The 12,842-nt window shown below is 70.1% G+C and carries 10 protein-coding genes; 7 read left to right on the plus strand and 3 right to left on the minus strand.

Annotation, left to right across the window (positions count from 1 at the left end):
• Positions 1-21 precede the first annotated feature (21 nt).
• Positions 22-801, minus strand: coding sequence for a GntR family transcriptional regulator (locus OG293_RS24830; protein WP_406000991.1), 780 nt, complete (start codon positions 799-801; stop codon positions 22-24).
• 267 nt (positions 802-1,068) lie between these two features.
• On the opposite strand from OG293_RS24830, the gene OG293_RS24835 reads away from it, so the two are divergent.
• The 7 genes from OG293_RS24835 (at position 1,069) to OG293_RS24865 (ending at position 10,389) form a co-directional block, all read left to right on the plus strand.
• The gene (locus OG293_RS24835) at positions 1,069-2,214 is read left to right on the plus strand and encodes an ABC transporter substrate-binding protein (protein ID WP_406000992.1); all 1,146 of its coding nucleotides are present in this window, start codon (positions 1,069-1,071) and stop codon (positions 2,212-2,214) included.
• A complete protein-coding gene (locus OG293_RS24840) occupies positions 2,214-3,110 on the plus strand; it encodes an ABC transporter permease (RefSeq protein ID WP_406000993.1) in 897 nt (298 codons plus the stop codon). Before OG293_RS24835 ends, OG293_RS24840 begins: the two co-directional genes overlap by 1 nt.
• The gene (locus tag OG293_RS24845; RefSeq protein ID WP_406000994.1) at positions 3,098-4,012 is read left to right on the plus strand and encodes an ABC transporter permease; all 915 of its coding nucleotides are present in this window, start codon (positions 3,098-3,100) and stop codon (positions 4,010-4,012) included. Before OG293_RS24840 ends, OG293_RS24845 begins: the two co-directional genes overlap by 13 nt.
• A gap of 2 nt (positions 4,013-4,014) precedes the next feature.
• Entirely contained in the window at positions 4,015-5,127 is a 1,113-nt protein-coding gene (locus tag OG293_RS24850; RefSeq protein WP_406000995.1) for an ABC transporter ATP-binding protein, read from the plus strand.
• A complete protein-coding gene (locus OG293_RS24855; protein ID WP_406000996.1) occupies positions 5,124-5,810 on the plus strand; it encodes an HAD family hydrolase in 687 nt (228 codons plus the stop codon). The genes OG293_RS24850 and OG293_RS24855 overlap by 4 nt, the downstream gene beginning before the upstream one ends.
• Positions 5,811-6,179: 369 nt before the next feature.
• Positions 6,180-8,888, plus strand: a complete 2,709-nt coding sequence (ppdK, locus tag OG293_RS24860) for a pyruvate, phosphate dikinase (protein WP_406000997.1) — start codon at positions 6,180-6,182, stop codon at positions 8,886-8,888.
• A 511-nt stretch (positions 8,889-9,399) separates the two neighbouring features.
• Positions 9,400-10,389: an ArsR/SmtB family transcription factor gene (locus OG293_RS24865; protein WP_406000998.1), complete on the plus strand. Its 990-nt coding sequence runs from the start codon at positions 9,400-9,402 to the stop codon at positions 10,387-10,389.
• A gap of 103 nt (positions 10,390-10,492) precedes the next feature.
• On the opposite strand, the gene OG293_RS24870 is transcribed toward OG293_RS24865, so the two are convergent.
• Together OG293_RS24870 and OG293_RS24875 are read right to left on the minus strand one after the other, a co-directional pair.
• Positions 10,493-11,653: an alkaline phosphatase PhoX gene (locus OG293_RS24870; protein ID WP_406003702.1), complete on the minus strand. Its 1,161-nt coding sequence runs from the start codon at positions 11,651-11,653 to the stop codon at positions 10,493-10,495.
• A gap of 260 nt (positions 11,654-11,913) precedes the next feature.
• Entirely contained in the window at positions 11,914-12,840 is a 927-nt protein-coding gene (locus tag OG293_RS24875; RefSeq protein WP_406000999.1) for an oxidoreductase, read from the minus strand.
• Positions 12,841-12,842: the final 2 nt, after the last annotated feature.

Genomic DNA, 12,842 nt, shown 5'->3' on the forward strand with positions numbered 1-12,842 from the left:
TCCGGCCCGGACTTTCGTTCCTCAGCCGCCGGAGGGGCTTGACGTGCCCGGGTTCGACAGGTCCCCCGCATGCCGCGAGAGCGGCGCCGTGTCCGTCGAGTTGCTCACACTGAACGTCACGCTTCCCGCCACATAGCGGTCGTCCGTCCACTCGATGGGGCGGCCCGTCGCCGTGCACGTCAGATGGCGTTGGCGCAGCAGGGGGCTCCCCCTGCGGACCCGCAGCATGCGGGCGTCCACGCTGCCCGCCGCGACAGCGTCGATCAGGTGCTCGCCGTAGTGGGCCACGATGCGGTGGCGCTCGGCGATGCTGTTCATGATCGATACACAGTCCGCGGGCAGTTCCTCCACCGCCGGTGCCGCCCACTCCGCGTACGCCGTGCGCTCCAGCATCGCCGGTTCGCCGTCCAGCAGCCGTACGCGGACGACATACAGCACGGTCGACCCGGCGGGGACGGAGAGCCGTGCGGCCTCCGCCGGAGTCGCCGGGCGGCGGGTGCGGTTCAGGATGCGGCTGGAGACCTCGTAGCCCATGCCCTGTGCCCACTGGGCGAAGCTGTTCAACTCCGCGAAGCTGTGCCGCCGTTCGTGCCGCAGCACGATTCTGCGCGCACCCTGGCGGGAGCCGATCAAACCCTCGGACGCCAGGACGGCGACGGCCTGGCGCACCGTTCCCCGTGACGCGGACCAGTGTTCGGCAAGGTCGCTTTCCGAGGGGAGCTGCGCCCCGACCGGGTACTCACCGCCGAGGATGGACCGCCGCAGCGCCTCCGCGATCTCCAGATAACGCGCCGTACCCACGCGAACGCCCTCCGTGCCCCGAACTGTGCGCAGTCGGTTGCGCTGTGTTCCGCTTCCTCGCCCACCCTAACCACGCCCGAGCGCGGCTGTCTCCCGTCCCCAAGAGCCCGTGTTGACCCGCGGGGAGGCGGATCTCTCTCTTCCGGCAGCCGATCTGCCACGGCCATGCGCCGTTCATGGTCCGGACAGCTCGTCCGGGCGAACTGAATCCAGCTTGTTCAGACAAGTGCCTGACAACTGCCCTTCGCTTCGTCTCTGGGAGACACCGTGTTCAGACGCTCCGGCCTCGGCGCTGCCGCACTGCTCGGCGCCACCGCGCTCACCACCCTCACCGCCTGTGGCGCCGCACCCGAGGACGCTGCCGCGGGCAGCAAGGTGGGGGCCGGCGCCAGCGCTTCGGCCGCCGAACTCGGCGGGATGAAGGCCCTTGTCGCCGCTGCCGAGAAGGAGGGCAAACTCAACGTCATCGCCCTCCCCGCCGACTGGGCGAACTACGGAGAGCTGATCAAGGCCTTCCAGGCCAAGTACAAGATCAAGGTCAACAGCGAGAACCCGGACGCCTCCAGCGCCGACGAGATCGCCGCCGTCAAGGCCCGCAAGGGCCAGAAGCGTGCGCCCGACGTCCTGGACCTGGGCATCGCCTTCGCCCGCAGCGGAGCGGCGGAGAACCTGTTCGCCCCGTACAAGGTCGAGGCCTTCGACAAGATCCCCGCCGAGCAGAAGGACCCCCAGGCCCGCTGGTACAACGACTACGGCGGCTACGTCTCCATCGGCTGCGACGCCAAGCGGATCAAGAACTGCCCCCAGACCTTCGCCGACCTGCTCAGGCCCGAGTACAAGGGCAAGGTCGCGCTGAACGGCAACCCGACCAAGTCCGGGTCCGCCTTCGGAGGCGTCTACGCGGCGGCCCTCGCCAACAAGGGCTCCTTCGCCGACATCCAGCCCGGCATCGACTTCTTCGCGAAGCTGCGCAAGAGCGGCAACTTCATCCCCGTCGAGTCCACCCCGGCCACGGTCGAGAAGGGCGAGACCCCGATCAGCATCGACTGGGACTACCTCAACGCCGGTTACGCCGACCAGTTCCGAGGCAAGGGCGTCGACTGGAAGGTCGCCGTCCCGAGCGACGGCGTCTACGCGCAGTACTACTCGCAGGCCATCAACAAGCAGGCCCCCAACCCGGCCGCCGCCCGGCTGTGGATGGAATTCCTCTACAGCGCCGAGGGCCAGAACCTCTGGCTCAAGGGGTACGCCCGTCCCGTGCTGCTGCCCGGCATGACCGCGGACGGCAGCGCCGACAAGGGCTCCGTCGCCAAGCTCCCCAAGGTCGAGGGCACCCCGAAGTTCCCCGCCTCCGCCGAGCTCGACAAGGCCAAGGCCACCCTCGCCGAGAACTGGGACAAGGCTCTCTCCTGATGCCCGTACCCTCGACGTCCCCCAGCGGGCCCGCCGGCGGAATCCGCCGCCGGCGGCGCGGGCCGCGCACCTGGCTCGCTACGCTCCCGCTGCTCCTCTTCACGGGCGTGTGCTTCGGCCTGCCCGTCGCCGCCCTGCTCAGTGGCGCGGTCACCCGCACCGACCCGGCGACCGGCCGGACCGCGCTCACGGGGGAGCACCTCCAGCGCTCGCTCCAGGGCCCCTATCTGGGCTCGCTCGTCGGCAGCGTCCAGCTCTCGGCGCTCACCGCGGTGATCGGATCGCTCGCCGGCGTGTTCATCGCGCAGGCCGTCGTCACCTCCCGCAGGCAGTGGCTGCGCGGCGCCACCCTCACGGCCTCCGGGGTGCTCGCCAACTTCGGTGGTGTGCCCCTGGCGTTCGCGTTCATCGCGACCGCGGGCATCTCCGGAGTGGTCACGCAGCTCGCGGACCTGGAGAGCCTCGGCTGGAACCTCTACTCCTTCACGGGTCTCGCCGTCGTCTATCTCTACTTCCTCACCCCGCTGATGGTGCTCGTGATCGTCCCGGCACTGGACGGACTGCGTCCCCAGTGGCGGGAGGCCGCACAGAACACCGGGGCGAGCGGATGGCAGTTCTGGCGGTTGGTGGGCCTACCGGTCCTCGCGCCCTCGCTGCTCGGCGGTTTCGTGCTGCTCTTCGGCAGCGCGTTCGCCGCGCACGCCACCGCCGCGGCCCTCGTCGGCGGCTCCGTGCCGCTGGTGACGCTGAAGATCGCGGATGCGCTCTCCGGCAATGTGCTGGTCGGCCAGGAGAACGTGGCGCTCGCCCTCAGCCTCGACATGATCGTGATCGCCGGCCTGGTCATGGCGGTCTATCTGCCCCTCCAGCGACGGAGCGCCCGATGGCTGCGATGACTCCCACCGTGCATGACGCCCCGGCGGCGCCCGAGAAGAGTGCCGCGGCCCTCCGCGGACAGGGCCGCCGCCCGCGTGTGTGGCGGGGACTCGTCCTCGGCCTCGCCGGGTGCTACTTCCTGGTGCCACTGGCCGCCTCGTTCGTCTTTACCGTGCACACCCCCGGCCAGGGCTTCTCCCTTGCCGCGTACACCGGGATCCTCGGCGCCGAGGGCTTCACCGACAGCCTGCTGCTCTCGCTCTCCCTCGCCGCCGCCACCATCGCGCTGGTGCTGATGCTCGCCGTGCCCGCGCTGGTCGCGGTGCGGCTCGGAGCACCGAAGCTGCGGCCGGTCGTCGAGGTGGTGTGCATGCTGCCGCTGGTCGTGCCGCCGATCGCGCTGGTCACCGGCATCAGCACGGTGCTGCGCTGGGGTCCCGAGCACCTGTCCCGCACCCCGCTCTACCAGACCTTCATCGCGGTACAGAACGAGAACTTCCCGCTCGTCCTCGTCTTCGCCTACACCGTGCTGGCGCTGCCGTTCGTGTACCGCTCGCTGGACGCGGGGCTGCGCGCGATCGATGTGCCGACGCTGGTCGAGGCCGCCCGCAGCTGCGGGGCGGGCTGGCTCCAGGTCATCGGCCGGGTCCTTCTGCCGAATCTGCGCACCTCGCTCGCCGGAGCCGCGTTTCTCACGCTGGCCCTGGTACTCGGCGAGTTCACGGTCGCCGCACTGCTGGGCTTCCAGCCCTTCGCGGTGTGGATCGTCACCGTCTCGGGGTCGCAGGCCCGTATGTCGGTGGCCGTCTCCATCCTCAGTCTTCTGATCACCTGGGCGCTGCTGCTGCTCCTGTCCCGTGCGGGGAACGGCACCCGGACCGCGAACACCGTGACCGCAGCCCCCTCCTCCACCAAGGACTAGTCATGCCGGCAACAAAGACAGTGACCGCCGTCGCGGACCGGGACGGGCGGGACGGCGCACCGGCCACCACCGGCGCCCGCGTCGAATTCCGCGGTCTGCGCCGGGCCTTCGGCCCGACCGTCGCCCTCGACGGGCTCGACCTGACGGTGGAGCCCGGCGAGCTGATCGCCCTGCTGGGCCCCTCGGGCTGCGGAAAGACGACCGCCCTTCGGGTCGTCGCCGGCTTCGAGCAGCCCGACGCGGGCGAGGTGCTGGTCGACGGCGAGGACATCACCCGGGTGCCGGCCAACCGCCGCGACGCCGGCATGGTCTTCCAGTCGTACAGCCTGTTCCCCAATCTCAGCGCCCGCGACAACGTCGCCTTCGGCCTGCGTGTACGGGGCGTCTCCGCCGCCGAGCGCAAGGCTCGCGCCGCCGAACTCCTCGCCCTCGTCGGCCTGCCCGAGCACGGGGACCGCTATCCCCACCAGATGTCCGGCGGCCAGCAGCAGCGCGTCGCCCTCGCCCGCGCCCTGGCGCTCCGGCCGCGTGTGCTGCTGCTCGACGAGCCGCTGTCCGCGCTCGACGCCAAGGTACGGCTCAGCCTGCGTGAGGAGATCCGGCGGCTCCAGCTCTCCCTCGGCATCACCACGATCTTTGTGACGCACGACCAGGAGGAGGCCCTGTCCATGGCGGACCGGGTCGCCGTCCTGAACGCCGGGAAGCTGGAGCAGTGCGCGGCTCCCGCGGAGCTGTACGAACGGCCGGCGACGGCCTTCGTCGCCGAGTTCGTGGGCACCATGAACCGGCTGCCCGGCCGGATGACGGACGGCGGACTCGTCGAGGCCGCGGGCGGCCGGCTGCCGGTGGACGGCGAGGTCCCCCAGGGCGCGGACGGTGTCGAGGTGCTGGTGCGCCCCGAGAACGTCACCGTCACCGCGGACCCGCAGGGCGAGGCCACGGTCGTCTCGGCTTCCTTCCTCGGCTCGGTCACCCGGGTGCTGCTCGATCTGCCGGACGGCAGTCCGGTCAAGGCGGATCTGCCGTCGCGGGACGCCGGCGCGCTGGTCCCGGGCGTGCGCGCATCGGTGGGTCTCGCGCAGCGTCCCGTCCTCGTCGTCCCGGTGGCGCGGTGAATCCGCCCGCAGCCGTCCTCTTCGACATGGACGGCACACTCGTCGACACCGAGGTGCTGTGGTGGGAGGCGACCGCGGAGGTCGCCGCCTCGCTCGGCCACCGGCTCGGTGACGCGGACGCCCCGGAGGTGGTCGGCCGGGCCGTCGAGGACACCGCCGCTCATTTGATACGAGTCAGCCCTCCCGGAGCCGCGATGTCTCTCCGTGCCACCTCGGTGGCCGCGGCGCTGACCTCCTTGTTTCACGAGCGAGTGGAGGCGGGGGCCCCGCTGCGGCCGGGCGTACGGCGCCTGCTGGACGAGCTGGAACGGCATCGGGTGCCGTTCGCGCTGGTGAGCGCCTCACCGCGGATCGTCGTCGACTCGGTGGTCTCCGGCGTGCTGGCCGAGGTGCCGTTCTCGTTCACGCTCTCCGCCGACGACACCGTACGGACGAAGCCGCATCCGGATCCGTACCGCGCTGCGGCGGAGCGGTTCGGGGCGGCCCCTGGGGCCTGTGTGGCGGTGGAGGATTCGCCGGACGGAAGTGCATCGGCGCAGGCAGCGGGGTGTCCGGTGCTGGTGGTGCCCTCGTTGCTGCCGGTTCCCGCGTCGGCGGGACGGGTCTTCGCCGACAGCCTGGAGGATGTGGATCTCGCCATGCTCAGCCGCTGTGTTTCCGACGCACGACGCGGGTCCGGATGATGGGATCCGGAGTTCTTCCACCGCGTGATTCTCGCCACCCTTGATAGGGGTGGCGCTCATATGAGCGAATTGAACACGACTGCACCTCTCGGAGGGGTGGCACTAAGTGCCACCCCTCTTGGGTTCACCTGGTCGGGCGATTCGTCGCCTCCCGTAGTCGCCTGAGCGATGATCGATCACTTTCGGTGCTGGTGTGTTCAAGTCCTGAACTCATGGCGATCAACTGGCTACCCGTCAGTTACTTTCGATCTGGTGGCGGACGAGTGGTTACAGCCGTATGACCGCCAAGTGGACGTACCCAGAAGCCTTTGATCTGGGTATGTTCCTCGCCGTCAGGGCAGCCACCGAGTCCTCGAGGAGTCGAGACCCGTGTCGGAAAACAAAGATCAGAAGTTCGTCTACGACTTCACCGAGGGCAACAGGGACCTCAAGGACCTGCTCGGCGGCAAGGGCGCGAACCTCGCCGAGATGACCAATCTCGGGTTGCCGGTCCCTCCGGGCTTCACGATCACCACCGAGGCGTGCAAGGTCTACCTCGACAGCGGCCAGGAGCCGGCCGAGCTCCGCGACGAGGTGAGTGCACACCTCGACGCCCTTGAGCGGACGATGGGCAAGAAGCTCGGCCAGGCCGACAACCCCCTGCTGGTATCCGTACGTTCGGGTGCGAAGTTCTCCATGCCCGGCATGATGGACACCGTCCTCAACATCGGCCTCTCCGACGCGTCGGTGACCGGGCTCGTGCAGCAGTCCGGCGACGAGCGCTTCGCCTGGGACTCCTACCGCCGCCTCATCCAGATGTTCGGCAAGACCGTCCTCGGCGTCGAAGGCGAGCTGTTCGAGGACGCCCTCGACGAGGCCAAGGCCGCCAAGAAGGTCACCGTCGACACCGACCTGGATGCCGCCGACCTCAAGAAGCTGGTCAAGCAGTTCAAGAAGATCGTCACCCGCGAGGCCGGCCGGGACTTCCCGCAGGACCCGCGCGAGCAGATGGATCTGGCGATCCGCTCCGTCTTCGAGTCCTGGAACACCGACCGCGCCAAGCTCTACCGCCGCCAGGAGCGCATCCCCGGTGACCTCGGCACGGCCGTCAACATCTGCTCCATGGTCTTCGGCAACCTCGGCCCCGACTCCGGCACCGGCGTCGCCTTCACCCGCGACCCGGCCAGCGGCCACCAGGGCGTCTACGGCGACTACCTCCAGAACGCCCAGGGCGAGGACGTCGTCGCCGGCATCCGCAACACCGTGCCGCTCGCCGAGCTGGAGACGATCGACAAGGCGTCGTACGACCAGCTGATGCAGATCATGGAGACCCTCGAAACGCACTACAAGGACCTGTGCGACATCGAGTTCACCATCGAGCGCGGCCAGCTCTGGATGCTCCAGACCCGAGTCGGCAAGCGCACCGCCGGCGCGGCCTTCCGTATCGCCACCCAGCTCGTGGACCAGGGGCTGATCGACGAGGCCGAGGCGCTCCAGCGCGTCAACGGCGCCCAGCTCGCCCAGCTGATGTTCCCGCGCTTCGACGAGAGCGCCAAGGCCGACCTGCTCGGCCGCGGTATCGCGGCCTCCCCGGGCGCGGCCGTCGGCAAGGCCGTCTTCGACTCGTACACCGCGGTCAAGTGGTCGCGCTCCGGCGAGAAGGTCATCCTGATCCGCCGTGAGACCAACCCCGACGACCTCGACGGAATGATCGCCGCCGAGGGCATCCTGACCAGCCGCGGCGGCAAGACCTCGCACGCCGCCGTCGTCGCCCGCGGCATGGGCAAGACCTGTGTCTGCGGCGCCGAGGATCTCGAGGTCGACACCAAGCGCCGCCGGATGACGGTGAACGGCACCCTCGTCGAGGAGGGCGACATCGTCTCCATCGACGGCTCCACCGGCAAGGTCTACCTCGGTGAGGTCCCGGTCGTCCCGTCCCCGGTCGTCGAGTACTTCGAGGGCCGGATGCACGCGGGCGCCGACGACGCCGACGAGCTGGTCGCCGCGGTGCACCGCGTCATGGCCTACGCGGACCGGGTACGCCGCCTGCGCGTACGGGCCAACGCCGACAACGCCGAGGACGCGCTGCGCGCACGGCGGTTCGGCGCGCAGGGCATCGGCCTGTGCCGTACCGAGCACATGTTCCTCGGTGAGCGCCGCGAGATGGTCGAGCGGCTCATCCTCGCCGACACGGACGACGAGCGCGAGGAGGCGCTGGGCGCCCTCCTGCCGCTCCAGAAGAAGGACTTCGTCGAGCTCCTTGAGGCGATGGACGGGCTGCCCGTCACCGTCCGCCTGCTGGACCCGCCGCTGCACGAGTTCCTGCCGGACATCACCGAGCTCTCGGTGCGCGTCGCCCTCGCCGAGTCCCGCAAGGATGCCAACGAGAACGATCTGCGGCTCCTCCAGGCCGTGCACAAGCTCCACGAGCAGAACCCGATGCTGGGTCTGCGCGGTGTCCGCCTCGGACTGGTCATCCCCGGTCTGTTCGCGATGCAGGTACGCGCGATCGCCGAGGCCGCGGCCGCCCGCAAGAACGCCAAGGGCGACCCGCGCGCGGAGATCATGATTCCGCTCGTGGGCACCGTCCAGGAGCTGGAGATCGTCCGCGAGGAGGCCGACCAGGTCATCGCGGAGGTGGAGGCCGCGACCGGCACCAACCTCAAGCTGACCATCGGCACCATGATCGAGCTGCCGCGTGCCGCCCTGACCGCCGGTCAGATCGCCGAGGCCGCGCAGTTCTTCTCCTTCGGTACGAACGACCTCACCCAGACCGTGTGGGGCTTCTCCCGCGACGACGTCGAGGCGAGCTTCTTCACGGCGTACCTGGAGAAGGGCATCTTCGGGGTCTCGCCGTTCGAGACGATCGACAAGGACGGCGTCGGCTCGCTCGTCCGCAGCGCCGTCGAGGCCGGCCGGGCCACCCGCCCGGACCTCAAGCTGGGCGTGTGCGGCGAGCACGGCGGCGACCCGGAGTCGGTGCACTTCTTCCACGAGGTGGGTCTGGACTACGTGTCCTGCTCGCCGTTCCGTATCCCGGTGGCGCGTCTGGAGGCCGGCCGCGCTGCGGCCGAGTCGAAGGGCAGCGACTCCCGATAGGGCGCCGGAGCCGTCACCGGCCTTCCGGGGTGCGTCCCCGGGGGATCGGTACACCTACCCTCACCGACCCGGTGGCGGCTGCGGAACACCGAAGGGGGAAGGGGCGGGGCGCCTTGTGCGGGGCGCCCCGCCCCTTCCCTTTTTCACGTCGCTCGGAAAGTCCCTGTTGAATTACGGACCGTTGCTGCGAAACGAATTCCTGCCGTTCGCTGCGCAAACAACGGGCGGAGCGCGGCCCGTGGATCCCCATCCGCGGGCCGCGCCCCATTACCCGTGCCGGACAGGGAGCCGCAACCCTCTGTCGCCCGCCGCCGGACGCGCAAAGCCCCCCACGGCCTTCGCTACGTCCATCGGTGACAGAAGATTTCCTGTCCGACGTCGTACAGCCTTTCGGTTGGCACCCGACCCTCGCGAGGCGTTTCAACTGTGGCCGAAACACCGTGGTAACGTCCTGTGATTGCATGCATACTCAGTGGTGGGGGCGATTGCGGATGCAACAGGTGGGGGTTCGGTGCTACGTATCCATTTCACAGGGGATGACCTAGCAAAGGTTCGGATGGCGGCCAGGCCGGACGTTCTGTGGGAAACCATTCTCAGTTTTCATCGATTGCGGGAGCGTCGGCGTGCCCAGACGTTCGGTGAATGGCGCTCCGAAACCAGGGTCCGGTTGAATGGTGAAACACGCCTGCTCGCCGCGCTTGTTCCGCCCCGGGGCTATTTCCCGGACTTTCTGACGCCTCCGGAGGGCGGCTGCGGGCTCGACGCGGGCCTGGAGGCCCTGCGGGCCACCCCGCCCGCCCGGATGCACTCCGAACTCGCCCTGGCCGCCGCGGGACGGGCCGCGATGCCCGTGCTGCCCGGCCGGCTCTCCGCTCTCGCCGAGGGCAGGCCCGAGGCGCTCGCCCGCCTCGTGGGTGCGCTGCGCAGTTACCACCGGGCGGCCATAGAGCCGTACTGGCCGCACATCCAGGCCACGGTCGAGGCGGACCGCGTCGTGCGCGGGCGCGCCCTGCTCGACGGAGGCGCGGGCGAACTCCTCGACTCGCTGCCGCCGGTGCTGCGCTGGCGGCCTCCCGTCCTGGAGGCCGACTACCCCGTCGAGCGCGAACTGCGGCTGGACGGACGCGGGTTGCTGCTCCAGCCCTCGTTCTTCTGCCGCGGAAACCCCGTGGTCTACCGCGACGCCGCGCTGCCGCCGGTCCTCGTCTACCCGGCCGCCCACAGCAGCGCTCCGGTCTTCGGCGACACGGGGGACCCGTCGCTCGGCCGGCTCGTCGGTCACACCCGCTCGGCCGTCCTGCAGGCCATACGCTACGGATGCACGACCAGCGAACTGGCCCGCAGAGCGGGGGTGTCGCTCGCCTCCGCCAGCCAGCACGCCGCGGTCCTGCGCGAGGCGGGCCTGGTGGTGACGCTCCGCCACGGCAACGCCGTCCTGCACACCGTCACTCCGCTGGGCGCCGCCCTGCTCAGGGGCGGCGCCACGGTGGAGGCAGGCTAGGGCTGTCCCGTCCTGCCCGGCGGGTCGGCGCACGGCGTCAGGCCAAGATCCAAACGGTGGCCCCAGGTGTACTGCCCGGTGAGGTTGGGGACCTGGTGGGGTCTCAGGCGCGGAACGGCCCGGTCACCTCGTATGTGATGCCGCCCGACGAGGAGCCGCTCGTACCGCGCTGGCTGGAGAAGTACAGCCGCCTGCCGTCGGGGGAGAACGCCGGTCCGGTGATCTCGGACGAGGACTGCCCGGTGATCCGCAGGAACACCGCCACGACGTCGTCGGGCGTGATGACGCAGATCTCCATGTTGCCGCCGTCCTCGGCGACGAAGAGGTCGCCCGAGGACGAGCCGGTGACGTTGTCCACGCCGGTCAGCGGGGCGCCGCCGCCGACCACCAGCGAGTCGTCGTAGGCAAGTTCGTAGGTACCGGCCGCGATGTTGAGCTGCCAGACGCGGTTGTCGCCCTTGGTGGTGAACCAGACGGTGTCGTTGGCGTAGTGGCAGCCCTCGCCGCCGTTGAAGTGCTTGGCGCCGGAGACCTGGCTGCGGGTCGCGGTCGGCGAGCCGTCCGGGTCGGGCACGTTCTGCCAGCTGAAGGAGCCGGAGGTGCCGGAGCCGGCGACGAGGACCTGGAGGGTGCCGGAGGCGAGGTTGCCCCAGGTGGTGGGGATGAACCGGTAGAGACAGCCGTTGGTCTCGTCCTCGGTCAGATAGATGACCTGGCGCACGGGGTCGGCGGCTGCGGCCTCGTGCTTGAACCTGCCCATCGCGCTCCGTCGTACGGCGGCGTTCACACCGTACGGGTCGGTCTCGTAGACGTAGCCGAGGCTGACCTCCTCGCAGGAGAGCCAGGTGTTCCACGGCGTCCTGCCGCCCGCGCAGTTCTGCCGGGTGCCGGAGAGGATCCGGTAGGCGCCGGTGATCGCGCCGGTCGAGGAGAATCTCACCGCGCTCGCGCCGCCGGACGGGTTGATCTCCGAGTTGGAGACATAGATCCAGCCCGAGCCGTCGGCGAAGCAGGCGCCGCCGTCGGGGGCGCTGTGCCAGGTGTACGAGGTGGAGCCGACCTTCTGGCCGGACCGGGCGACCACCCGGCTGCTGAACCCGTTCGGCAGCTGGATGCCGTTGGCGTCGGCCGCGCCGAGCGCCCCATAGGGCCCGGGGCCCGGCTGCGCTGGGGCGGCGAAGGCCGCGCCGCGCATCAGGGTGCCGCCGAAGGCTGCCGCGGACGTGCCGATGACCGCTCCGCGCAGGAAGTTGCGACGTTCCACTGTCACTCCAGATGAGGGTGGTGACCGCCTCAGGACGCCGGTCGGCGCCCCGAGGTCGCGCGGTACCGGAACTTAGGAGTCCCGCATGGACGGAACGTCAACGAGTAATGACGTGCGGTGGGCGAGTGCGCTGTCGCCGGACGTCGAGCGCTGCGCGCCGGTGGTCGTGCGCCGGTAGTTGTGCGCCGCGCGCCGGGCGCCGGACCGTGGGTGTCCGGGGCCCGGCGCTTGGCGCACACACGGCATGCGAGGGAGAGGGGTCAGGGCGTGAGGCTCTCGTACCGCACTCGGGTGAGCTGTTCGGACGCGGCCCACAACTGCTCGCCCTTCACGTCGTCGAAGGTCCATGCGGACCTCTTCGACGGAGCGGGCGCACCCCGCCAGCCCATGAACTTCGGCCCGGTGAAGGAGTCCGGCCGCACGTCCGGCGCGGTGGCGGCGTACAGCGTCGGCAGCGCTCCCGACCGGGCGGGCTGCGCGAAGAGCCGGCCGCCGGCCGCCATGAACCGCTCGGTCGCCTTCTTGCCCTCGATCCGCGCGCCCGCCGTCTGCAGGTTGGTGTCGGCATAGCCCGGATGCGCGGCGGCGGCGACGACCTGGGAGCCCGCCGCGCCCAGCCGCCTGGCCAGCTCGTGCACAAAGAGAAGATTCGCCGTCTTGGAACGGGCGTAGGCGGTCCAGCGGTTGTAGCGGTGCTCGCTGTTCAGGTCGCCCATGTCGATGTCGGCCATGCCGTGCATGAAGCTGGACAGGCTCACCACCCGTGCGCCGGGGGTGTTCAGCAGCTTCGGCAGCAGCAGTCCGGTCAGCGCGAAGTGTCCGAGGTGGTTGACGCCGAACTGTGTCTCGAAGCCGTCGGCGGTCTTCCCGTACGGAAGGGCCATCACGCCGGCGTTGTTGATGAGGAGATCCAGACCGGAGTACGGATACCGGTCTGCGAACCGGCGTACGGAGGAGAGATCGGCCAGGTCCAGTCGGCCGAACTCCACCTGCGCGCCCGGCACCTGGGCCGTGATGCGGGCCGCGGCCTCCGTGCCGCGGGCCTCGCTGCGGCACGCGAGGACGACCCGCGCGCCGCGTCGCGCCAGCTCCTGCGCCGTGATGAGCCCGATCCCGCTGTTGGCACCGGTGACCACGGCGGTGCGCCCGCTCTGGTCCGGTATGTGGTTCGCGTTCCAGCCCGGCATGG

This window comes from Streptomyces sp. NBC_00829 (assembly GCF_045161795.1).
In the GTDB taxonomy this organism is placed as follows: Bacteria; Actinomycetota; Actinomycetes; order Streptomycetales; family Streptomycetaceae; genus Streptomyces.